Source organism: Nocardiopsis mangrovi (genome assembly GCF_042653925.1).
In the GTDB taxonomy this organism is placed as follows: domain Bacteria; phylum Actinomycetota; class Actinomycetes; order Streptosporangiales; family Streptosporangiaceae; genus Nocardiopsis_B; species Nocardiopsis_B mangrovi.
The window spans coordinates 423,424-445,289 of record NZ_JBHSFQ010000001.1 but is presented as its reverse complement, the minus strand read 5'-3'; the positions used below and the strand labels follow the sequence as shown (position 1 = coordinate 445,289).

Sequence of the window (21,866 nt, the reverse complement as noted above, 5' to 3'; positions counted from 1 at the left end):
CCTTGTCGCCGAGGGCGCGGATCGCGTCCGGCGGCGGGCCGATCCAGGTGAGCCCGGCGTCGATCACCGCCTGGGCGAAGTCGGCGTTCTCGGCGAGGAACCCGTACCCGGGGTGCACGGCGTCGGCGCCGGACTCCGCGGCGACGGCCAGGATCTTGCCGATGTCGAGGTAGCTGTCGGCCGGCGTCCGGCCGCCGAGGGCGTAGGCCTCGTCGGCGACCTTCGCGTGGAGCGCGTCCAGGTCGGGTTCGGCGTAGATCGCCACGCTGCCCAGACCCGCGTCACGGCAGGCGCGTGCGATCCGGACCGCGATCTCGCCGCGGTTGGCGATGAGAACTTTGCGCACGGTCGAAATTCCTCCTGGTACTGCGGCAGGTCCCGCACCTGGTCATGAGGGGTCTGAAAAGGGGTGATGCAGAAGGGGGCGCGCCCTCCGGGCCGCCGCGCGGCTCACCCGGGGCGGAAGCTGCGGCGCCACGCGCCGCCGCCGCGCGGCAGCGGACCGCCGGACCGGCGCGGCCGGTCGCGCCAGGCGGAGCGCGGGACGGCCGCGGCGGCTTCGGCGTCGCGCGCCGCCTGAGCGGCCCGGGCGCGGGCGGTCAGCACGGCCACCAGCGCGGCGGACTCCTCGGGTGTGGGGTGCCCGCGCACCAGGCGCAGGAACGGGGCGGGGCTCCGCCGTTCACCGGACGCGTCGGACATCGGTTCCTCTCCTTCGCTCGCCGCCGGGCACCCGGCGCCGGTCGTGGGACGCGGTCACAGTGGAATGTTCCCGTGCTTCTTGGGAGGAAGCCGCCGCCGCTTGTCGCGGAGCGACCGCAGCGCCTTGGCGACCGCGACCCGGGTCTCCGACGGCAGGATCACGCCGTCGACATAGCCCCGTTCGGCCGCGAGGTAGGGGTTGAGGAGCGTGTCCTCGTACTCCTGGATCAGCCGGGCGCGCTCGTCCTCGACGTCGTCGGCCGCGGCCAGCGTGCGCCGGTGCAGGATGTTGACCGCGCCCTGGGCGCCCATGACCGCGATCTGCGCGGTCGGCCAGGCGAGGTTGATGTCGGCGCCGAGGTGCTTGGACCCCATGACGTCGTAGGCGCCGCCGAACGCCTTGCGGGTGATGACGGTGATCAGCGGGACCGTGGCCTCGGAGTAGGCGTAGATCAGCTTGGCGCCGCGGCGGATGATGCCGTTCCACTCCTGGTCGGTGCCCGGGAGGAAGCCGGGGACGTCCACGAAGGTCAGAACGGGGATGTTGAAGGCGTCGCAGGTGCGCACGAACCTGGCGGCCTTTTCGGAGGCGTCGATGTCCAGGCACCCGGCGAAGCTCATCGGCTGGTTGGCGACCACGCCCACGGGGCGGCCCTCGACGCGGCCGTAGCCGACGATCATGTTGGTCGCGAACCGGGCCTGGACCTCCAGGAACTCCCCGTCGTCCAGCACGTGCCCGATGACGTCGTGCATGTCGTAGGGCTGGTTGGCGGAGTCCGGGATGAAGGCGTCGAGTTCGAGGTCGGCGTCGGTCACCTCGTGGCCGGGCTCGGCGGCCTCGGCCGGCGGGTCCTCCATGTTGTTGGAAGGCAGGTAGGACAGCAGTTCGCGCACGTAGTCGAGCGCGTCCTGCTCGTCGGCGCCCATGTAGTGGGCCACGCCCGAGGTGGCGTTGTGGGTGCGCGCCCCGCCCAGCTCCTCCATGGAGACGTCCTCGCCGGTGACGGTCTTGATGACGTCGGGGCCGGTGATGAACATCTGCGAGGTCTGGTCGACCATGACGATGAAGTCGGTGAGCGCGGGCGAGTAGACGTGCCCGCCCGCCGCCGCCCCCATGATCAGCGAGATCTGCGGGATCACGCCGGAGGCGTGCACGTTGCGCCGGAAGATCTCGCCGTAGAGCCCCAGGGCGGCCACGCCCTCCTGGATCCGCGCGCCGCCGCCCTCGTTGATGCCCACGACGGGGCAGCCGGTGTCGAGCGCGTGGTCGAGGACCTTGACGATCTTCTCGCCGTAGACCTCGCCGAGGGAGCCGCCGAAGACGGTGACGTCCTGGCTGAAGACCGCGACCGGCCGGCCGTCGACCGTGCCGTGGCCGGTGACGACGCCGTCGCCGTAGGGCCGGTTGGCGTCCAGGCCGAAACTCGACGAGCGGTGCCGGGCCAGAGCGTTGAACTCGACGAACGACCCGGGGTCGAGGAGGGCGTCGATGCGCTCCCGGGCGGTCATCTTGCCCTTGGCGTGCTGTTTCTCGATCGCCCGCTGGGACCCGGCGTGGACCGCCTCGTAGCGGCGCCGCTGGAGGTCGGCGAGTTTGCCCGCGGTCGTGTGGATGTCGATCTCCGCTGCTGGAAGCGGTTCAGGGGCTTCTGTCGCCATACCGCCTCACGATAGTCGCGCCGGTCGTCCCGCACGGCGGGCGACCCCGCCTTCTCCGGATTAAGGGGGCGCGCACCCGCTCGGGACCGGCCCGCCCGCACTCCGGTAGGGGGCATGGCGGGGTGCTCCCCGGACCGGTGGCCAGGTCTCTGTGCCACCGTTCCGACACCCCTTGGGACGCCCCCGTTGCCCAGAGGTTCATACCAATCTCGGTAGGCTCGGGCCCATGACAGCGGTTAGCGCGGAACGCGACAGTGCCCGCCAGGAGGTCCCCGACCGGTTGCGCGGCGACGTGCGGCTCCTCGGGGAGATGCTCGGCACCGTCCTGGCCGAGAGCGGCGGCGAGGACCTGCTCGCCGACGTCGAGCGGCTGCGGCGGGCCGTCATCGGCGCGCGGGACGGTTCGGTCTCCGGCGATGAGATCACCGGTCTCGTCGCCTCGTGGCCCCTCGAACGGGCCAAGCAGGTGGCGCGGGCGTTCACCGTGTACTTCCACCTGGCCAACCTGGCCGAGGAGCACCAGCGCATGCGGGCCCTGCGCGAGCGCGACGACGCCGCCCACCCGCCGCGCGAGTCGCTGGCCGCGGCCGTGCGCCACATCCGCGAGACCGGCGGCGAGGACCGGCTGCGCGAGTTCGTCGACGGCATGGAGTTCCACCCCGTCCTCACCGCGCACCCGACCGAGGCGCGGCGCCGCGCGGTGTCGACCTCCATCCTGCGCATCAGCGGGCACCTGGAGCGCTACCGCGAGGCCCACCCCGGCAGCTCGGTCGAGGCCGAGGCCCGGCGCCGCCTCCTGGAGGAGATCGACCTCCTCTGGCGCACCTCGCAGCTGCGCTACACCCGGCTCGACCCGCTCGACGAGGTCCGCACCGCGCTGGCGGCCTTCGACGAGACCATCTTCCGGGTCGTCCCGGAGATCTACCGGTCCCTGGACGCCGCCATCGACCCCGAGGGCACCGGCCGCGAGCCGGCCCGCGCGCCCGCGTTCGTCCGCTACGGCAGCTGGATCGGCGGCGACCGCGACGGCAACCCGTTCGTCACCCACGAGGTCACCCGCGAGGCGATCTCCATCCAGTCCGAGCACGTGCTGCACGCCCTGGAGAACGCGTGCGGCCGCATCGGGCGCACCCTGACCGCCTACGCCAACCTCACCCCGGCCAGCGGGGAGCTCGCCGCCACCCTCGCCGCCAACGAGGCCGGCTACCCGCGGGTGATGGCCCGGATCGCCAAGCGCTCGCCGAACGAGCCGCACCGCCAGCTCCTGCTGTTCGCCGCCGAACGGCTGCGCGCCACCCGCGACCGCGACGCCGACCTCGCCTACCCCGGCCCCGACGCCTTCCTCGCCGACCTCCGCGTGGTGCAGCGCTCCCTGGCCGAGGCCGGAGCGGGCCGCCAGGCCAACGGGGAGCTCCAGCACCTCGTCTGGCAGGCCGAGACGTTCGGCTTCCACCTGGCCGAACTGGAGATCCGCCAGCACAGCGAGGTGCACGCCGAAGCGCTGCGCGAGTTGCGCGCCGGCGAGGAGCCCTCGGAGCGGACCCGGGAGGTCCTGGCCACGCTGCGCGTGGTCGCCTGGATCCAGGAGCGGTTCGGGGTCGACGCCTGCCGCCGCTACATCGTCAGCTTCACCCGCTCCGCTGAGGACATCGCCGCGGTCCACGAGCTGGCCGGCCACGCGCTGCCCGCGGGCAAGGCTCCCGTGCTCGACGTCATCCCGCTGTTCGAGACCGGCGCCGACCTCGAAGCCTCGCCCACCGTCCTCGACGGCATGCTGGAGCTGCCCGGGGTGCGCGCGCGCCTGGAGCGGTCGGGCGGGCGCCTGGAGGTCATGCTCGGCTACAGCGACTCCGCCAAGGACGTCGGGCCCGTGAGCGCCACCCTGCGGCTCTACGACGCGCAGGCGCAGCTCGCGGAGTGGGCCGAGCGCAACGGTGTCACCCTCACCCTCTTCCACGGCCGCGGCGGCTCGCTGGGCCGCGGCGGCGGGCCCGCCAGCCGCGCGCTGCTCGCCCAGGCCCCCGGGTCGGTGGCGGGCCGGTTCAAGGTGACCGAGCAGGGCGAGGTCATCTTCGCCCGCTACGGCCAGCGCGCCATCGCCCACCGCCACATCGAGCAGGTCGGCCACGCGGTGCTCATGGCCTCCACCCGGGACGTCCAGGACCGCGCCCGCGCGGCGTCGACGGCCCACCGCGCCCTGGCCGACGGTGTCGCCGAGGCCGCGCACACGGCCTACCGCTCCCTCATCGACACCGAGGGCTTCGCCGAGTGGTTCTCCCGGGTCAGCCCCCTGGAGGAGCTGGGCGACCTGCGCCTGGGCTCGCGCCCCTCGCGGCGCGGCGCGGCCAAGGGCCTGTCCGACCTGCGCGCCATCCCGTGGGTGTTCGCCTGGACCCAGACCCGGGTGAACCTGCCGGGCTGGTTCGGGCTGGGCACGGGCCTGGCCGCCGTCGACGACATCGGGGCGCTCCAGTCCGCCTATGAGGAGTGGCCGCTGTTCTCCTCCCTGCTGGACAACGCCGAGATGAGCCTGGCCAAGGCCGACCGGTCCATCGCGGAGCGCTACCTGGCCCTGGGCGGCCGGCCCGAGCTGACGGAGCTGGTGCTCGCCGAATACGACCTCACCCGCGACCTCGTCCTCAAGGTCACCGGCCACCGCCGCCTGCTGGAGAACCGGCGGGTGCTCTCCCGGGCGGTCGACCTGCGCAACCCCTATGTCGACGCGCTGTCGCACCTCCAGCTGCGTGCGCTGGAGGCGCTGCGCGGGCCGGAAGCCGAGGAGCTGTCGGAGGACGACCAGCGCCACCTGGAGCGGCTGCTGCTCCTGTCGGTCAACGGCGTGGCCGCCGGGTTGCAGAACACGGGCTGACGCGCGCGCACGGTTGAATGGTGCCCATGGCGTCCGACCCGTCCTCCTCCGCCGCGTCCCCCTACACCGACCTTGACCGGCCCCCGCTGCGCGCGGGAGCGCTGGAGCGGGCCCTCGTGCGCCCCGGGGGGCTCTGGAGCGCGATCGAGGTCGTTCCCGCGCTCCCGTCGACCAACAGCGAGCTCATCGGGCGCGCGCGCGCGGGCGCGCCCGGCGGCACGGTCCTGGTCACCGACCACCAGACCGCCGGCCGCGGGCGGCTGGACCGCTCCTTCCACACCCCGCCGCGCGCGGCGCTGACCTTCTCGGTGCTGCTGCGCCCGGAGGTCCCCGTCGACCGCCTGGGCTGGCTGCCGCTGCTCATGGGGGTCGCCGCGGTGTCGGCGGTCGAGCGGATCGCGGAGGTCCCCGCCGGCCTGAAATGGCCCAACGACGTGCTCACGCGCACGGGTGACGGCCGTCCCGACCGCAAGCTCGCCGGGATCCTGTCGGAGGCGGCCTTCACCGGCGAGCGCCCGGGCGTGGTCGTCGGAATGGGCCTCAACGTCGCGCAGACCCGCGCCGAACTGCCCGTGGAGACCGCGACCTCCCTGGCCGTCGAAGAGGCGGCCTGCACCGACCGCGATCCCCTGCTGCGCGCGGTCCTGCGGGGGCTCGCCGAGCGGTTCGACGCCTGGCAGCGCAACGGCGGCGACGCCGAGGCCAGCGGGCTGGCCGGCGAGTACCGCGGCCGGTGCGCCACGATCGGCCGCCGGGTGCGCGCGCACCTGCCGGGCGGCCGCGTCCTGGAGGGCGAGGCGACCGGGGTCGACTCCGGCGGCCGCCTGACGGTCCGCGGCGCCGAGGGCGAGGAGCCGCTGAGCGCCGGGGACGTCGTGCACCTGCGCCGCGCCGACGGCGGCTACTGAGGCCGGCCGGCGGGCCCGCCGGCCCTGAAGCGGGACCACGCGTCCGGTCCGTGCCCCCGGGCCGTGTCCGCGCGCGGCCAATGGAAACTCCGACGCGGACAAATATTACTTTGGGTATCCAACGGAATTCGCAGCGTTATTCGCCTTCTTTCCGGGTCAGATGACGCGATGGCACCCACGGAGTTCCGGGCCTGGAGGGTCGGGACGCGGGCCGAGGGGGCTGCGGCCGGGCAGGGAGCCGGGCCACCTGGAAGGGGAATTCACAGATGAAGCGCACCTCAATTCGCCGACTCGCATTCGTCTCGATCGCGGCCCCGGCGCTGGTCATCGGGGGACCCGCGCTCGCCATGGCGGACAGCATCTTCGTGAGCGAGACCGAAGCGGCCGGCCCGCACGGCGCGGCCTCGCACCAGGTCATCGCCAAGGCGATCGAAGAGGGTCACCACCGCGAGGACAAGAACGGCAAGGGCGAGGAGCACGGCAAGGAGGACCACGGCAAGAAGGGCGGCGTGTTCTTCCACGAGCAGTCCGACGCCGCCGGCAAGCACGGTGCCGTCTCCAGCAGCACCACCAGCAAAGCCAACTGACCGAACGTGCGTCATCACGGGTGCCACCGGGTGGCCCACGCGCGTCGCATCCCGTGAAGGCGAGGGCGGCCGTCCACCGGGCGGCCGCCCTTTCCCGGTCCGCGGGTGGGTCCGGACCCGGAGCCCGGACGACCGGGGCGGACCCCGGCCCGCCGCCCGTGGCGGGCGGCAGTCCGCCGACGACCACCGATCCGCCGGTCCGCCGGCAGAGAGTGCAGGACGCTATGACCAACACGGTTCGCCGCCTGGCCTTCATCGCCGCGGCGGTGCCCGCCCTGGCCCTGGGGGCGCCCGTCGCCGCCATGGCCGACGCGAAGTTCGTCGACCAGAGGACCGCCGCGAACGCGCACGGCGCGTCCCTGACCGTCGTCCGCAGTGTCGCCGGCGAGGACGGCCGGGTCTCCTTCGAGACCGTCACCTACAAGGTCGGCCCGCACGGCGCCGTGATCACCGGCACGGCCAGCAGCGCGCGGTGAGCCCGAGGCGGCCGCCGTACCTCCGGCGCGCCGCCTGCGGCCGCAGGCGGCGCGCCGGACGGGCGCGGGGCGCCGCTCCCGCCGCACCGGCGCGATGCCGGATCCAGCACATTCGATGAAGCGTTCCCCCCGAGGCCGCGGCCAGGGGGTTCCAGCCAAGGAGCGTCGATGATCCGCATGATCTTCACGACGGCGGCGGCAGCCGGGGCCTGCGCCGCCGCGGCCGTGTCCACCGCCCTGCCCGCCGTCGCGGCCGAGGCGCCGCCCCCCTGGCCCTTCGGCTCGGGACAGCAGGAGCAGGAGGGCGCGGCCGGGAAGCCGGAGGGCGGGGGCGGGCCCGATGACACCGCCCAGGGCGGCACGTCCGGGGACGAGGCCGGCGCGGACCAGGACGGCGCGGCGGAGACGCCGGATCCCGGCGGCACGGCGGAGGGCGGCGACGCGGCGGAGGGCGGGGACGCGGAGGCGGCGGGCGACCCGAAGGAGCACGAGTTCGTCGTCTGGATCCCCGGCCGTCCCGACCTGGAGTGCAGGTTGCGGGAAGCGGGGCTGGCGAAGCTGAAGCCGATGATGGAGTCGGACGGCGAGTTCACCGGCGCGGAACTGTCGGACGAGCTCGACCGCCCCGATCTGCTCTGCCGCCCCAAGGGCGACGCCCAGCCCGCCCCGGCGGACGAGGCGCCCGAGGAGGGCGAGGAGGCCAACGGCGCGGAAGGGTCCCCCGGCGGATCCGCGCCCGGACAGGAGCCCGCCACCCCCGAGGACGACGCGCAGGCCGACCCGGCAGGGGAAGCGGCGCCGGTCACCACCCTGCCCGCGGACTGATAGCGCGCCCGTCGTCCCGGCGGCGGTCCCGCTCGCCCACGAGCCCGGCCGGTACCCGGTCCGCGGCGATCGCCCCCGGTGCCCCCGGTGCCTGCGGTGCCAGTTCGCCCTCGTACCGTCGTGTTGTGGGGCGTTCCGGGGCACGCCGTCCGGCGGGCGGGTGTCCGTTCGTTTACGCGGGGGGTGTGACGGGGGTCTCCTGTGCGAGGATCGGCTCATGGCCCGGCGGGGATCGCCGCGGTCGCGGCGCTCCGCGCGGCGCGACCGGCCGGGGCGCCGCGTGCGCCGCGCCACCACGGGCCGTAGCGGGAGGTGTCCGGTGTCGTGGCAGGCCGTGGCCCTTGGATCGGGCGTTTCTTGACGCGCACACCCTCCACGTATTAAACCGACAGTGACACGCAGGTGACCGTGCCACCCACACCTGGACGGTGCCGTGCCTCCCCGCCGCCGCACCGGCCTCGAACACGAGAGAACGTATGTCGTCGCGTCCCGACCCCAAGGAGATCGAAGCCGTCCTGCTCGGAGGCGAAGCGCGCTATTCCCGCAACGAGGCGGTGCGGCTGGCGGGGGCGTCTCCCGAGTTCTCCGACCGGATCTGGCGCGCCCTCGGCTTCGCCACCCGCGAGGACGGCCCGGCTTTCACCGACGGCGACGTCGAAGCGCTGCGCATCACAACGGAGCTGCTGAAGAACGGCGTCGTCGACGAAGAGGCGGCGATCCGGCTCGCCCGCGCCATGGGGCAGACCATGGCCCGGCTGGCCGAATGGCAGACCAGCATCCTGTCGACCCTCTCCTACGCCCCCGAGGGGGCCGACGAGTCCGGTGCCGGCCCGTTCGCCGGCCTGGCCCAAGACCTGCTGCCCGACGTCGAGCGCCTGCTGGTGCACATCTGGCGGCGCCAGCTCGCCGCCTCGGCCGCGCGCCGGCTGGCCTTCATGGAGAGCAGCGAGGACGCCGCCCCCACCTACTTCCCGCTGGCCGTCGGCTTCGCCGACCTGGTGTCCTTCACGACGCTCAGCCGCGAGCTCGACGAGATCGAGCTCGCCGAGGTCGTCGAGGGCTTCGAGTCCACCGCCACCGACATCGTCGCCTCCGGCGGCGGCCGGGTCGTCAAGACCCTGGGCGACGAGATCCTCTACGTCGCCAACACCGCCCGCCAGGCCGCGGAGATCGCCCTCCAACTGGCCGACGGCGTCAAGACCCACATCGAGGTCCCCGACGTCCGGGTGGGGCTGGCCTACGGCCCCGTCCTCGCGCTGCTGGGCGACGTCTTCGGGACCACCGTCAACCGGTCCAGCCGCCTGACCTCCTTCGCCAGGCCGGGGACCATCCTCATCGACGACGCGGTGGCCGAGCAGCTGCGCGACGAAGCATCGCTCCAGGTCGTCGCGGTCCGCCCCCGGCACGCCCACGGGCTGGGCCAGATCCAGCCCTACGCGCTGCGCCGCAGTTTCGAACCCGCCGGCCCCCAGACCTGACCCCCGCCACCGCCCCGGACCGGCCCCGCGGCCGTCGCCGGGGTGCCGGGCCCCGCCGCACCGGGACCGGACCGCGCACGCGGCCGTCCACAGAAGGGGAGAACTCCTTCCGCGCGGCACCGGGATCCGGCATGTTGGGAACCACGACCATCGTGACCCGTCAAAAGGAGCCGCAATGGCGCATGAAGTCCAGGCCGTCGTCTCACGCAGGAAGGGCGACCCCGTCGGGGTCGAGACCATCATCGTCCCCGACCCAGGGCCCGGCGAGGCGCTCGTCGCCGTGCGGGCGTGCGGTGTCTGCCACACCGACCTGCACTACAAGCAGGGCGGCATCAACGACGACTTCCCCTTCCTCCTCGGGCACGAGGCCGCGGGGGTGGTCGAGGCCGTCGGCGACGGCGTCACGGGCGTGGAGCCGGGCGACTTCGTGATCCTCAACTGGCGGGCCGTGTGCGGCCAGTGCAGGGCGTGCCTGCGCGGGCGCCCCCAGTACTGCTTCGACACCGCCAACGCCACCCAGCCCATGACCCTGGCCGACGGCACACCGCTGAGCCCGGCTCTGGGCATCGGCGCCTTCGCCGAGAAGACCCTCGTCGCCGCCGGCCAGTGCACCAAGGTCGACCCCGCCGCGGGCGCCGAGGTCGCGGGCCTGCTGGGCTGCGGGGTCATGGCCGGGCTGGGGGCGGCGATCAACACCGGCGGGGTCTCCCGCGGCGACTCCGTGGCGGTGATCGGCTGCGGCGGCGTGGGCGACGCCGCGATCGCCGGCGCCCGGCTGGCCGGCGCCTCGACCATCGTCGCCGTCGACGTCGACGACCGCAAGCTCCAGTGGGCGCGCGACTTCGGCGCCACGCACACCGTCAACTCCCGCGAGCGCTCCCCGGTCGAAGCGGTCCGCGACCTCACCGGCGGCAACGGGGCCGACGTCGTCATCGACGCCGTGGGCCGCCCCGAGACCTACCGCCAGGCGTTCTACGCGCGCGACCTCGCCGGGACCGTGGTCCTGGTGGGCGTGCCCACCCCCGAGATGACCATCGACCTGCCCCTGGCCGACATGTTCGGCCGCGGCGGCGCGCTGAAGTCGTCGTGGTACGGCGACTGCCTGCCCTCCCGCGACTTCCCCATGCTGATCGACCTGTACCTGCAAGGGCGGCTCGACCTGGACCGCTTCGTGTCCGAACGGATCGCCCTGACCGACGTCGAGGAGGCGTTCGACAAGATGCACCGCGGTGACGTGCTCCGTTCGGTGGTGGTCCTCTAGATGCCCCCGACCCCCATCGACAAGGTCGTCACGTCGGGGAGCTTCCGCCTCGACGGCGGCGAGTGGGACGTCGACAACAACGTGTGGATCGTCGGCGACGAACGCACCGCCATCGTGATCGACGCCGCCCACGACCACGAGGAGATCGCCCGCTCCCTGGGCGACCGCGAGTTGATGGCGATCGTGTGCACCCACGCGCACAACGACCACATCAACGCGGCGGCGGCCCTGGCCGACCTCTCCGACGCCCCGGTCCCGATCCTGCTGCACCCCGACGACGCCGAGCTGTGGGGCATGGTCTACCCCGACCGCGAGCCCGACGCCCCCCTGCTCGACGGCGAACGGCTCCAGGCCGGCGGCGTGGAACTGGAGGTCCTGCACACCCCCGGGCACGCCCCGGGGGCCGTCTGCCTCTACGCACCCGAACTGGGGGTGCTGTTCTCCGGCGACACCCTCTTCCAGGGCGGCCCGGGGGCCACGGGGCGGTCGTTCTCCGACTTCCCGACCATCATCTCCTCGATCCGCGACCGCCTGCTGACCCTGCCCGCCGACACCGTCGTGCACACCGGGCACGGCGACTCCACGACCATCGGCGCCGAGCTGCCCCATCTCCAGGAGTGGATCGACCGCGGGCACTGATCCCGCGGGCCCGCGCGTGCGCGGTCCCGGTCACGGTCAGAACGGGCCGGCGCCCTTCGACAGGCCGCCGGCCCGCGGGGGCAGGAACAGGGCGAACGTCGCGGGGCGCACCCGCACCAGCTCCACCCTGGCGCCCTCCGACTCCGCGATGTGCCGCGCCAGCGCCAGCCCCAGACCGGTGCCGTCGTTGCCGCTGACCTCCCGTTCGAAGATGCGCCCCGAGATCTCCTCGGGGACCCCCGGGCCCTCGTCGCTGACCTCGATGCGCACGGAGGTCCCGCCGTCGATCCGGCGCACGGTCACGGTGCCCTCGCCGTGCTTGTAGGCGTTCTCGACCAGCGTGGCCAGGATCTGCGCCAGGTCGTTGGGCACGGTCATCGCCGTGAGGCCCTTCTCGCCGGTCAGCTTCAGCTGGCGGTCGGCCTTGCGGAACATGGGCGCCCACTCGGCCACGAACTGCTTGAGCACGTCGTCGATCGCCACCGGCTCGACCTCGGCGTTCTGGCTCTGGCGGGCGCGGCCCAGCAGGCTCTCCACGGTCTCGACCAGGCGCTCGGCCTGCGTGAGGGCGGCCTCGCCCTCCTCGCGCACCACATCGGGGTTGTCGGCCTCGGCGATGATCTCCTCCAGCCGCATCGACAGCGCGGTCAGCGGGGTGCGGAGCTGGTGCGAGGCGTCGGTCGCGAAGTGCCGCTCGGTGGCGATGAGCCCGGCGATGCGCTCGGCGCTGCGGTCGAGGACCTCCGCCACCCGGTCGGCCTCGGGGATCCCGTAGCGGTGTCCCCATGGGCTCGTGACCCCGGATCCGAGCCGCTCGGCCGTCGCCGCGAGGTCGACCAGGGGAAGGGTGAGCCGGCGCGCCTGGAGCATGGCCAGGCCCACGGCCACGCCGATGGCCAGGAGCGAGAGGGAGGCGATACCGAGCCAGGCGTTGAGGACGCTCTCCTGGACGCGCTTGGTGTCACGCCAGACCTCGACCCGGACCCCGCCGCCCGATGTGGCGGACGCGTGCAGGGTGGAGGTCGTGTTCTGCCGGTGCGGGTCGAACTTCCAGCCGCCCGCGTTGATGCGCTGGTTCGAGTCCGGCAGGGTGATCTCGATGTGCCGCGACGGGTAGGCGGAGGCGAGCTGGGCCCGGTCGATCTGGCCGCCGCCGCGCACCTGGACGTCGGCCTCCGCGGCGATGATCCCGGCCTCCTGCTGCAATTGGCGCACGTTCTCTTCGTAGAGCGACGTGTAGGTGAGCGCGCCCAGCGGCAGCCCGAGGAGCATCACCGCGATGACGGTGACCACCAGGGTGGAGAACAGCATCCGCCGGCGCATGACACTCCTTGTCGCCGCGGGTCCCGGCCGGGCGGGTGCCCGCTACGGCGCGCAGGCCGCGCTAGTCGCGTTCGAACCGGAAGCCGACACCGCGCACCGTCGTGATGTACGACGGCTGGTTGGCGTCGTCCCCCAGCTTGCGGCGCAGCCATGAGATGTGCATGTCGAGCGTCTTGGTCGACCCCCACCAGTTGGTGTCCCAGACCTCGCGCATGATCTGCTCGCGGGTGACGACCTTGCCGGCGTCGCGCACCAGGACCCGCAGGAGGTCGAACTCCTTGGTGGTGAGCTGGAGTTCTCGGTCGCCCAGCCAGGCGCGGCGGGAGTCGTTGTCGATGCGCACCCCGTGCACGACGGGCACTTCGGCGCCGCCCCGGCGCAGTAAGGCGCGGACCCGGGCGAGGAGTTCGGCGAGCCGGAACGGCTTGGTGACGTAATCGTCGGCGCCCGCGTCGAGCCCCACAACGGTGTCGACCTCGTCGGCGCGCGCGGTGAGGATCAGGATCGGCGTTCCGTGGCCTTCGGCGCGCAGCCGTCGGGCCACTTCGAGTCCGTCCATTTCGGGCAATCCGAGATCGAGGACCATGAGGTCGATATCCCCGGCGCGGGCGCGATCGAGGGTCTCAGTGCCGTTGACGGTCACATCGACCGTATACCCTTCGCGGCGCAGTGCGCGGGCAAGCGGCTCGGAGATCGAAGTATCGTCTTCGGCCAGCAAAACGCAGGTCATGTACCCGATCGTAAGTCGAGTCGGGGGCATTTCCCTATTATGCGCGCCGTATGGACCCTGGTTGACCGAAAATACGCATGCCCCATTGCGGACAAAAATCTCCAACCGTTCTTGCGTGACCCGGATCTGCCTTTCCTTGACCGTAACTTGGCCGAAAGGGCGGGGGCGGCGCGGCCGTCCCGGCGCCGCCCGGATCGCCCGCAGAGCGGTCAGCCGGAGGCGGGCGGGGACGCCTCTTCGCGGGCCGGGGGGAACACCCACGTCCGGTAGGACCAGAAGCGGAACAGCGTGCCGAGCCCCACCCCGATCACGTTGCCCGAGATGTTGCGCGAGAGCGGGTCGTCCAGGCCGAGCCCGTGGACGGCCACCCCCACGCAGGCGAGCTGGATGCCCAGTCCGATACCGTTCATCAGGAAGAAGAGCGCGTATTCCCGCCCGAGGCCGGTCCGCGCGCGGTGGCGGAACGTCCAGTAGCGGTTGCCGAGGAACGCCACGCACGTCGCCACCAGCACGCCGACGGTCTGGCCCGCCAGCGCGGACGCCCCCGCCAGCCACAGCAGGTTGGTCGTGGCGAGCTGCACGACATAGGCGATGCCCCCCACCGTCCCGAACCTCGCGACCTCGTGGATGAGATGGGAGAAGCGCCGGTAGAGAGCCGTCAGCGGTCGCACGAGGGGTTTCCGATCCTTTGCCCAGGTGGTCACTACAATTCCGGGGGATGCCACGGCGGGCCCGCGGCGGTCACGGCCGCCCCCCGTTTCGCGAGTCAACGAATGAGGCACTGTGAGCGAGCGTAATCGCCCCGTCCCCCGCGTCGGTATGGTCGGGGGCGGGCAACTGGCCCGGATGACCCACCAGGCCGGGATCTCCCTGGGCGTGGACTTCCGCGTCCTGGCGGCGTCGGCAGACGACAGCGCGTCCCTGGTCGCCGGCGCCGTGACCCTGGGCGATGAGCGCGGGGCGCCCGACCTGCTGGCCTTCGCCAAGTCCTGCGACGTCCTCACCTTCGACCACGAGCACGTGCCCGAGCCCGTGCTCCGTGAGCTGGAGGAGGCCGGCGCCGTCCTGCGGCCCGGCCGCGACGCGCTGCGCCACGCCCAGGACAAGCTGCGGATGCGCACGCGCGCCGAGGAACTGGGCGCCCCCTGCCCGCGCTGGCGGGCCGTCACGGCCGCCTCGCACGTCGAGGCGTTCGCCGACCCCGCGCGGGGCGGGACCGGCTGGCCCGTCGTGCTCAAGGCGACGCGCGGCGGCTACGACGGCAAGGGCGTGTGGATCGTGCGCGATCCCGGCGAGGCCGCGGAGGTGGTCGCCCGCGCGGCCGCCGCCGAGGTCCCGCTGCTCGCCGAGGAGCTGGTCGCCTTCGAGCGCGAGCTCGCCGTGCAGGTCGCGCGCTCGCCCTACGGCCAGATCGCGGTCTACCCGGTCGTCGAGACCGTGCAGCGCGACGGTATCTGCCACGAGGTCATCGCGCCCGCTCCGGGGCTCGACGAGGACAAGGCCGTGCGCGCCCAGGAATTCGCGATCGAGCTGGCGCACGCCCTCGGCGTGGTCGGCGTGCTCGCGGTGGAGCTGTTCGAGACCGCCGACGGCGTCGTCGTCAACGAGCTGGCCATGCGCCCGCACAACTCCGGCCACTGGACCATGGACGGCGCGGTCACCTCACAGTTCGAGCAGCACCTGCGCGCGGTGCTCGACCTCCCGCTGGGCGCGCCGCGCGCCACCGCGCCCTTCACGGTGATGGCCAACGTCCTCGGCGGCGCCGACCCCGGCGTGTACGGCCGCTACATTCATGTCATGGCCAAGGACCCCGCGCTGAAGGTGCACTTCTACGGCAAGGAGGTCCGTCCCGGCCGCAAGATCGGGCACGTCAACGTCTCCGGGGACGACCCCGGGGACCTGCTCGAACGCGCCCGCGACGCCGCCGCCTACCTCAAGGGAGACCACCAGTGACCGAGACCGCCCCGACCGTCGGCATCGTCATGGGCAGCGACTCCGACTGGCCCGTCATGCAGGACGCCGCCGCGGTGCTGGACGAGTTCGGCGTCCCCTACGAGGCCGATGTCGTCTCCGCGCACCGCATGCCGCACGAGATGATCGCCTACGGCACCGAGGCGGCCGGCCGCGGGCTCACGGCGATCATCGCGGGCGCCGGGGGAGCGGCGCACCTGCCGGGGATGCTGGCCTCCGTGACCACGCTGCCGGTCATCGGCGTCCCGGTGCCGCTGCGCTACCTCGACGGCATGGACTCGCTGCTGTCCATCGTGCAGATGCCCGCCGGCGTGCCCGTGGCGACGGTCGCGGTCGGCGCGGCCCGCAACGCCGGCCTGCTGGCGGTGCGCATGCTCGCCGCCCACGACCCCGCGCTCAGCGAGCGCATGCGCGCCTTCCAGGAGGAGCTGCGCTCGCAGGCCCGCGCCAAGGGCGAGCGCCTGCGCGTTCAGGCCGCCGGCGGCTCCCCGTCGATGGGCTTCGGCCGGTAGCGGAGCAGGTCGCCGGGCTGGCAGCCGAGCGCGTCGCACAGCCGGACCAGGGTCGAGAACCGGATCGCCCTGGCCCGGCCGTTCTTCAGCACCGACAGGTTGACCACGGTGACCTCGACCCGGTGCGACAGCTCGGTGAGCGTCATCCCGCGTTCCCGCAGCAGGTCGTCGAGCCGCACCTCGATGTACCCCTCGTCCCCGGACGCAGGGGCGTCGCCGGTCATCAGATCGTCCCTTCGGCGTCCTCACGCAGGTCCACCCCGTGGCGCACGATCTCGGCGATCGCGAGCATGCCCAGGCCGGCCAGGACGACCCCGAACGGTACGTCGGCGGAGGCGTGGAACCCGCCGTCCCCCAGCACGAGCGAGGTCAGCGCGGCGCCCGCGCCCAGGTCCAGGACGCCCGTGCCCAGGCCGCCGAGCACGGCGAGCATGCCCAGGGCGCGCAACCGCCGCGCCACGCCGTGCGTGAAGGGGCCCTCGTGCCGGGCAGCGCGGATCGTGCGGTGCAGCAGGACCGCCCCGGCCAGCCAGAGGGCGACCGGGGTCGCGGCGAGGACCAGCCACAGTGCCGCCTGTGCGGGGGTGGGGTCGTTCACGACCACCTCGGTGGTCCCGTGCGGCTCGGTCCCCGGCGGCAGCGCGCCCGGAGCGGCGCGCAACTCCTCGGCGCCCAAGGGGATGGCGATCACGTGGTCCCGGAGCGGGGTCCCGATTCCGAGGACGGTGCCGATCCCGCTGATGAGCAGGAGCGCCAGGGCGGTCGCGAACGCGATGGCGGACAGCCGGACGATCCCGCCAAGGCGATCGAGCCAGGACGCCGCGCGCTGGTCCGCGGTCATGCGCACCTCCATGGACATATCGTTCATCGATAACATCGAAAAACGATAAATATCGATATTCGATATGTCAACCCGGAGGCGTACGGCACCCCCGGCACGCCGGTCCCGCCCCGAGGCGCCGGTTCGAGGCGGAGCGCCAGGGGTAGGTCTGCGTGCATGCGACGCCCGAACTTCCTGAGACCGTCCGGAAACGCCGCCGCGGGCGCGCCCCCGGCCGGGCAGAGCGCGGGGGGACCGGCGCCCGCCGGCGGGCCCGCCGACCCGGCAGGGGGCGTCGAGCGAGAACGCGCCGAGAGCCGGCGCGCGCTCGCGCGCGAGCACGGCTGGACCTACACCGAGCAGCACCAGCGCGCCATCAACGGCTGGCCGCGCACCGCCCTGCCGCCCGGGCCGCTGGGCCGCGTGCGCAACGAGGTCACCGGGCGGCACCGGGGCCGCCCCTTCCGCATGTTCGACTACGTGCGCGGCGAGGAGTCCGGCGACGCCCCCGCCACGACCCTCGTGGTCTACGCGATCGGGCTGCCGGTGCGGGTGCCCTACCTGTACGTGCAGGACCGGGCGGGAGGGGCGCGCGACCTCTACGCGGAGTGCCCGGACCGGAGGTTCGCGGTGGAGCTGCTCACCGACGGCGTGCGCGAGGACATGCGCCGGTTCGCGTTCACCGACCTGGTGCTCGACGGCGACGTCCTCATCTGCACGGGCGACCGCGGCGCCCCGCGCGAGGGGGAGCCGTTCCTCGACGCCCTCGCCGACGTCGTCGCCCAGGTTCCGGCCGACGTCTGGTCGCGGTGGGGCCGGCCCAAGACCCGGTGACTCCGGGACCGGCCGCTCGCGTGCCCGCGTCAGCCCAGCAGCCGGGGCCACTCGATCGCCGGGCAGTGGTCCATGACCATGGTCCGCCCGGCCGCCCGCACACGCTCCGCGGCGTCCGCGTCGACCACGCCGAGCTGGAACCACACCGTGGTGATGTCGTCCCGCGCCAGCGCCTCATCGGCGATGGCGCCGGCGTCCTCGGAGCGGCGGAAGACGTCGGCCACGTCCACCGGGAACGGGATCTCGGCGAGCGTCCGGTAGCCCGGCTCACCGTGGACCGTCGCCCCGCTCGGGTGGACGGGGACGACGCGCTTGCCCTTGGACCGGAGGAACCGGGCCACCCCGTAGGCGGGCCGGTCGGGGTTGTCGCCGAGCCCGACGACCGCCCACACCTCGCTCTCCCGCAGAACCCGCCGGATGTCCTCGTCGCTGATGTCGCTCATCCCCCCATTGTGCGCCTCCCATCGTCACGGCGAGCCGACGAGCGAGCGGAGGCGGCGCCGCCCCTGGCCGGAGGCCCCCTCGCGGGGCCGGTGGAGCCGAGCGAGGAGGCGAGCGTGACCAGGAAGTACGCACGCGCTGCTCCGACCCGGCGCGGCGGCGACGGTGCGCGGGACCGCTCCGACCCGGCTGCTAGGGGCGGCCGAGGGCGCGGTAGGTCCAGCCGCGGGCGCGCCAGTGCTCGGGGTCGAGGGCGTTGCGGCCGTCGACGATCTTGCGCTCGCGCACCATCTTCGCCAGCTCGTCGGGGTCGGCGTCGCGGAACTCCGCCCACTCGGTGAGCAGCAGGACGACCTCGGCGTCGCGCACGGCCTCCAGCATCGAGTGCGCGTACCCCAGATCGGGGTGGGCGCGCCTGGCGTTCTCCAGTGCTTCGGGGTCGTAGACCGTGACGGCCGCGCCGAGCGAGGAGATCGTGGAGGCGACGTCCAGCGCGGGCGAGTCGCGGATGTCGTCGGAGTTCGGCTTGAACGCCGCGCCCAGGACGGCGACCGTGCGCCCGGCGAAGCTGCCGCCGATCAGCCCGCGCGCGATGTCGATCGTGCGCGCCCGGCGGCGCTGGTTGATGGCGTCGACCTCGCGCAGGAACGACAGCGCGGGCTCGACGCCCAGTTCGTCGGCGCGCGCCATGAACGCCCGGATGTCCTTGGGCAGGCAGCCGCCGCCGAAGCCGAGTCCCGGCCCCAGGAACTTGCCGCCGATCCGGTCGTCGTAGGACAGCGCTTTGGCGAGCTTGATGACGTCGGCCCCCGCGACCTCCGACACCTCCGCCATGGCGTTGATGAAGGAGATCTTGGTGGCCAGGAACGCGTTGGCCGACACCTTCACCAGTTCGGCCGTCTGGAGGTCGGTGACCAGGAACGGGATGCCCTGCTCGATCTGCTGCCGGGACACCTCGCGCATGGCGGCCTCGACCCGCTGGGACCCGGGGGCGGCGCCGATGACGATCCGGTTGGGCCGCAGGGTGTCCTCCACCCCGAAGCCCTCGCGCAGGAACTCCGGGCTCCAGCCCAGCTCCACCTGGGCGCCCGCCGGCGCGAGATCGGCGATGCGGGCCGCCGCGACGGCCGCCGTCCCGACCGGGACGGTGGACTTGCCGATGACCACGGCCGGGCGGTCGAGCAGCGGGGCCAGGGCGTCGATCGCGGCGTTGACGTAGGTCAGGTCGGCCGCGTTGGAGTCGGCGCGCTGCGGGGTGCCGACACAGATGAAGTGCACGTCGGCGAACTCCGCGACCTCGCGGTAGTCGGTGGTGAAGCGCAGCCGGCCGTTGGCCAGGTTGCGGCTCAGTACCTCTTCCAGCCCAGGCTCATAGAAGGGGACCCGCCCCGAGGAGAGGCTGTCGATCTTGACCGTGTCGACGTCGAGGCCGAGCACCTCGAAGCCGAGTTCGGCCATGCACGCGGCATGTGTCGCGCCCAGGTACCCGGTACCGATGACCGAGATCTTGCTGCGCTGCTGTGCGACCAATGCTCGTCCGTCCTTCCTTGCTGCGCTGCCGCCGCCGACAGCATCGGCGCACGCCGCCCGCTGCCGCGGCCCCAGGGATGCTACCGGCGCGTCACGAAGACGGGAGGTAGATGTCCGCGATGCTGTACGGCCCCGGGTGGCGCGCGCCGCCGCGCTGCGCGACGAAGCCGTCTCCTGTGAAGATGTGTTTACCCGCTGCGTCTTCTATCGTGCGTCCCCCCGCACCGGGTTCGCTAACACCCGAAATGCCGCGATCGGCCCGCGGGACGCGCACGGACGCGGTGTGCCGGAGCACGCCGTGAGGGGAAGGACACGGCCCACCGGGCCGGGCTGGGTCCGCCGCCAAGAGTACCCAGGGGTGGCGGGAGGGACACGGCCCACCGGGCCGGGCTGGGTCCGCCGCCAAGAGTACCCAGGGGTGGCGGGAGGGACACGGCCCACCGGGCCGGGCTGGGTCCGCCGCCAAGAGTACCCAGGGGTGGCGGACCGCCGGTCCGGACCCGGGGTGTTCGGGCGCGCCGCGGCCCGCCGCCCGCGCATCGGGTGCGGGGCCCCGCGGGTCAGGGTTCGCGGCGCCCCGGGGCGCCGTCGCCGCGCCGCTGGGTCGGCAGTCTGCGGTGCCGCGGCTCGGTCCACGGCGGCTCACCGGCGGGTCGGCCGGGGCCGGTGTCGGCGTTCCACGCGCGGATCGGCGTCCCCTCGGCAGGGGTGTCCGGCGCCCCGTGCGCCGGGCCCTGCCGGGCGGCCGCCGGCGGGTCGTCGTCGAACCGGTGGGCGGGGGAGTAGGCGGCGTCGTCCTCCTCGGCGGCCGGGCCGGGGCGGTAGCGGGCGCGCCACCGGGACGGCGGCAGGGCGGACGCGAACAGCAGGCCGCCGACCAGGATGAACAGCGGCTCCCAGGGGAACCACGGTGTACCGGCGCCGGGCGGGTCCAGGTAGCCCGGCACCACGGGCACGGGCCACGGTGTGGCGTCGAGCACCCCCAGGGCGACCAGGGCGAGGCCGGGCACCGCCGCCGCCAGCGGCGACAGCCGGGATCCCGTGAGAAAGCCGATGACGACGGCGAGCACTCCGAGCGCGATCAGCGGCGCCACCGGGTCCGGCACGCGGGGGATGTCCTCGACGCCGATGCCGTAGACCGGCGGCCAGTGCGGCGCCCACGCGAGCCCGAGTCCGACCACGGGGGCGGCGGCGATGCCGAGGAGGAATCCGATCACGTGCCGTGAGCCGTTGGACATGGCGCGGTCTCCTCGTCGCCGGGCACTGCGCGGGGGGCTTCAACGCTAACCCGCGACGGCGCCGGAAGGCCAGGGGTCCCGGCCGCGAACGGTCCGGCGGCGGGGAGCGCCGCCGCCGCATCGGGCACGATGGGCGTCGACCCGGCGACGGAACGGCTCCGGGCGTCGCCCGCCTCGGACGCGTCGGCGGAGGAGACGGAGTTCCCGCGGGGGATCGGCAAGGTCGCCCGCCGTGAACTGGCGGGCCATGGCTACACCCGCTATGACCAGCTGACGCGTGTGACATCCGCGGAACTCCTCGCGATCCACGGGATCGGGCCCAAAGCGGTCCGCGTCCTCGGCGAGGAACTGGCGGCGCGGGGGCTGTCCTTCGCCGGCCCGTGATCCCTACCGCGGGCCGCGCCGTTGGAACTCCGCGGTGTCGCCGTCCGGCGCGGGCGGGACCGGCTCCCAGCCGCCGCCGGGATCGCGCTGGAACGGCGTGGTGGTCCGCTCGGGATCGGGGTCGCCCCGGTAGGACCCGCTCCGGCGGGCGCCCGCGTCGGCGGGCGGCGCCCCGCCCGGGGCCTCCGCGGTGTACGGGGCCGCGTCGGGGAGCGGCGGGGCATAGGGGCGCGGGGCGCGCGACCAGCGCGACGGGATCACCGACGACACCAGCAGCAGCGTGCCGATCGGGAGTGCGGCCATGAGTGCGGGACCGACCGGGTGGAACACCGACCCCGGGTCGATCCCGGTCGGCAGGACCGCGTCCAGCGACGCCCGGTCGACCACCGGCCACAGGCACAGGGTGAGCAGCAGCGCGCCCGGGACGAACGAGGTCAGCGGCGAGATCCGCGCGCCGGCGAAGAACCCGCAGAGCAGCCCGATGATCATGAGGACCCCCATGGCGGTGGTCACCACCGGGGCCGCGATGGAGCCGCCGCCGTCGGCGAGGGCCCCGTCGATCTCGCCCGCCGACCACGCGACGCCGATCCACAGCAGGGGTGCGACCGCCAACCCGGCCAGCAGCCCGATGAGATGCCGCAGCATGGTGCCTCCTGTCGTCCGTCGCTGTTGGTGTTGC

General features: G+C 73.7%; 24 protein-coding genes. 12 read left to right on the top strand and 12 right to left on the bottom strand.

What is annotated here, in order from left to right:
- The 3 genes from ACFO4E_RS02030 to ACFO4E_RS02020 all read right to left on the bottom strand — a co-directional run.
- A partial coding sequence (locus tag ACFO4E_RS02030) for a biotin carboxylase N-terminal domain-containing protein (protein ID WP_378570895.1) occupies nt 1-346 on the bottom strand: 346 nt, incomplete at its 3' end.
- A 104-nt stretch (nt 347-450) separates the two neighbouring features.
- On the bottom strand, nt 451-702 hold the full coding sequence (locus tag ACFO4E_RS02025; RefSeq protein ID WP_378570894.1) for an acyl-CoA carboxylase subunit epsilon: 252 nt from the start codon (nt 700-702) through the stop codon (nt 451-453).
- Between the two features lie 54 nt (nt 703-756).
- Entirely contained in the window at nt 757-2,361 is a 1,605-nt protein-coding gene (locus ACFO4E_RS02020; protein WP_378570892.1) for an acyl-CoA carboxylase subunit beta, read from the bottom strand.
- A 226-nt stretch (nt 2,362-2,587) separates the two neighbouring features.
- Between ACFO4E_RS02020 and ACFO4E_RS02015 the strand changes: the two genes are divergently transcribed.
- The 8 genes from ACFO4E_RS02015 (at nt 2,588) to ACFO4E_RS01980 (ending at nt 11,404) form a co-directional block, all read left to right on the top strand.
- Nucleotides 2,588-5,230: a phosphoenolpyruvate carboxylase gene (locus ACFO4E_RS02015; RefSeq protein WP_378570890.1), complete on the top strand. Its 2,643-nt coding sequence runs from the start codon at nt 2,588-2,590 to the stop codon at nt 5,228-5,230.
- Between the two features lie 26 nt (nt 5,231-5,256).
- Nucleotides 5,257-6,138 (top strand): biotin--[acetyl-CoA-carboxylase] ligase, encoded by an 882-nt coding sequence (locus tag ACFO4E_RS02010; protein ID WP_378570888.1) that lies wholly within the window; start codon nt 5,257-5,259, stop codon nt 6,136-6,138.
- A gap of 266 nt (nt 6,139-6,404) precedes the next feature.
- Complete coding sequence (locus ACFO4E_RS02005; protein WP_378570886.1) at nt 6,405-6,725, top strand: hypothetical protein; 321 nt, start codon at nt 6,405-6,407, stop codon at nt 6,723-6,725.
- Nucleotides 6,726-6,949: 224 nt separating this feature from the next.
- The gene (locus ACFO4E_RS02000) at nt 6,950-7,201 is read left to right on the top strand and encodes a hypothetical protein (protein WP_378570884.1); all 252 of its coding nucleotides are present in this window, start codon (nt 6,950-6,952) and stop codon (nt 7,199-7,201) included.
- A gap of 168 nt (nt 7,202-7,369) precedes the next feature.
- A complete protein-coding gene (locus ACFO4E_RS01995; protein WP_378570882.1) occupies nt 7,370-8,026 on the top strand; it encodes a hypothetical protein in 657 nt (218 codons plus the stop codon).
- A gap of 476 nt (nt 8,027-8,502) precedes the next feature.
- The gene (locus tag ACFO4E_RS01990) at nt 8,503-9,504 is read left to right on the top strand and encodes an adenylate/guanylate cyclase domain-containing protein (protein ID WP_378570881.1); all 1,002 of its coding nucleotides are present in this window, start codon (nt 8,503-8,505) and stop codon (nt 9,502-9,504) included.
- 175 nt (nt 9,505-9,679) lie between these two features.
- Nucleotides 9,680-10,765 carry an S-(hydroxymethyl)mycothiol dehydrogenase gene (locus ACFO4E_RS01985; protein WP_378570879.1) on the top strand — a complete coding sequence of 362 codons (1,086 nt, stop codon included), beginning with the start codon at nt 9,680-9,682 and terminating at the stop codon, nt 10,763-10,765.
- Nucleotides 10,766-11,404, top strand: a complete 639-nt coding sequence (locus ACFO4E_RS01980; RefSeq protein WP_378570877.1) for an MBL fold metallo-hydrolase — start codon at nt 10,766-10,768, stop codon at nt 11,402-11,404.
- A gap of 36 nt (nt 11,405-11,440) precedes the next feature.
- Here the strand turns inward: ACFO4E_RS01980 and ACFO4E_RS01975 are convergent, their stop codons facing one another.
- The 3 genes from ACFO4E_RS01975 to ACFO4E_RS01965 form a co-directional block, all read right to left on the bottom strand.
- Nucleotides 11,441-12,727, bottom strand: coding sequence for a sensor histidine kinase (locus ACFO4E_RS01975; protein ID WP_378570875.1), 1,287 nt, complete (start codon nt 12,725-12,727; stop codon nt 11,441-11,443).
- A gap of 61 nt (nt 12,728-12,788) precedes the next feature.
- Nucleotides 12,789-13,457 (bottom strand): response regulator transcription factor, encoded by a 669-nt coding sequence (locus ACFO4E_RS01970; RefSeq protein ID WP_378533663.1) that lies wholly within the window; start codon nt 13,455-13,457, stop codon nt 12,789-12,791.
- A gap of 209 nt (nt 13,458-13,666) precedes the next feature.
- The gene (locus ACFO4E_RS01965) at nt 13,667-14,128 is read right to left on the bottom strand and encodes a GtrA family protein (protein WP_378570873.1); all 462 of its coding nucleotides are present in this window, start codon (nt 14,126-14,128) and stop codon (nt 13,667-13,669) included.
- Between the two features lie 112 nt (nt 14,129-14,240).
- Between ACFO4E_RS01965 and ACFO4E_RS01960 the strand changes: the two genes are divergently transcribed.
- Nucleotides 14,241-15,410 (top strand): 5-(carboxyamino)imidazole ribonucleotide synthase, encoded by a 1,170-nt coding sequence (locus ACFO4E_RS01960; RefSeq protein WP_378570871.1) that lies wholly within the window; start codon nt 14,241-14,243, stop codon nt 15,408-15,410.
- Complete coding sequence (gene purE, locus ACFO4E_RS01955) at nt 15,407-15,940, top strand: 5-(carboxyamino)imidazole ribonucleotide mutase (RefSeq protein ID WP_378570869.1); 534 nt, start codon at nt 15,407-15,409, stop codon at nt 15,938-15,940. Before ACFO4E_RS01960 ends, purE begins: the two co-directional genes overlap by 4 nt.
- Here purE and ACFO4E_RS01950 read toward each other — a convergent pair.
- Nucleotides 15,898-16,164: a helix-turn-helix domain-containing protein gene (locus ACFO4E_RS01950; RefSeq protein ID WP_378570867.1), complete on the bottom strand. Its 267-nt coding sequence runs from the start codon at nt 16,162-16,164 to the stop codon at nt 15,898-15,900. The two genes, purE and ACFO4E_RS01950, sit on opposite strands and share 43 nt — an antisense overlap.
- Complete coding sequence (locus ACFO4E_RS01945; RefSeq protein ID WP_378570865.1) at nt 16,164-16,808, bottom strand: DUF2975 domain-containing protein; 645 nt, start codon at nt 16,806-16,808, stop codon at nt 16,164-16,166. Before ACFO4E_RS01945 ends, ACFO4E_RS01950 begins: the two co-directional genes overlap by 1 nt.
- A gap of 129 nt (nt 16,809-16,937) precedes the next feature.
- Here ACFO4E_RS01945 and ACFO4E_RS01940 point away from each other — a divergent pair, with 129 nt between their 5' ends.
- Entirely contained in the window at nt 16,938-17,594 is a 657-nt protein-coding gene (locus tag ACFO4E_RS01940; RefSeq protein ID WP_378570863.1) for a type III secretion system chaperone family protein, read from the top strand.
- Nucleotides 17,595-17,623: 29 nt separating this feature from the next.
- Here the strand turns inward: ACFO4E_RS01940 and ACFO4E_RS01935 are convergent, their stop codons facing one another.
- The 3 genes from ACFO4E_RS01935 to ACFO4E_RS01925 form a co-directional block, all read right to left on the bottom strand.
- A complete protein-coding gene (locus ACFO4E_RS01935; protein WP_378570862.1) occupies nt 17,624-18,037 on the bottom strand; it encodes a CoA-binding protein in 414 nt (137 codons plus the stop codon).
- A gap of 190 nt (nt 18,038-18,227) precedes the next feature.
- The gene (locus tag ACFO4E_RS01930; RefSeq protein WP_378570860.1) at nt 18,228-19,565 is read right to left on the bottom strand and encodes a UDP-glucose dehydrogenase family protein; all 1,338 of its coding nucleotides are present in this window, start codon (nt 19,563-19,565) and stop codon (nt 18,228-18,230) included.
- A gap of 560 nt (nt 19,566-20,125) precedes the next feature.
- A complete protein-coding gene (locus tag ACFO4E_RS01925) occupies nt 20,126-20,803 on the bottom strand; it encodes an ABC transporter permease family protein (protein WP_378570858.1) in 678 nt (225 codons plus the stop codon).
- Nucleotides 20,804-20,932: 129 nt separating this feature from the next.
- On the opposite strand from ACFO4E_RS01925, the gene ACFO4E_RS01920 reads away from it, so the two are divergent.
- Complete coding sequence (locus tag ACFO4E_RS01920; protein WP_378570857.1) at nt 20,933-21,187, top strand: helix-hairpin-helix domain-containing protein; 255 nt, start codon at nt 20,933-20,935, stop codon at nt 21,185-21,187.
- Between the two features lie 3 nt (nt 21,188-21,190).
- Here ACFO4E_RS01920 and ACFO4E_RS01915 read toward each other — a convergent pair whose 3' ends face one another.
- Entirely contained in the window at nt 21,191-21,832 is a 642-nt protein-coding gene (locus tag ACFO4E_RS01915; protein ID WP_378570856.1) for a hypothetical protein, read from the bottom strand.
- Nucleotides 21,833-21,866: the final 34 nt, after the last annotated feature.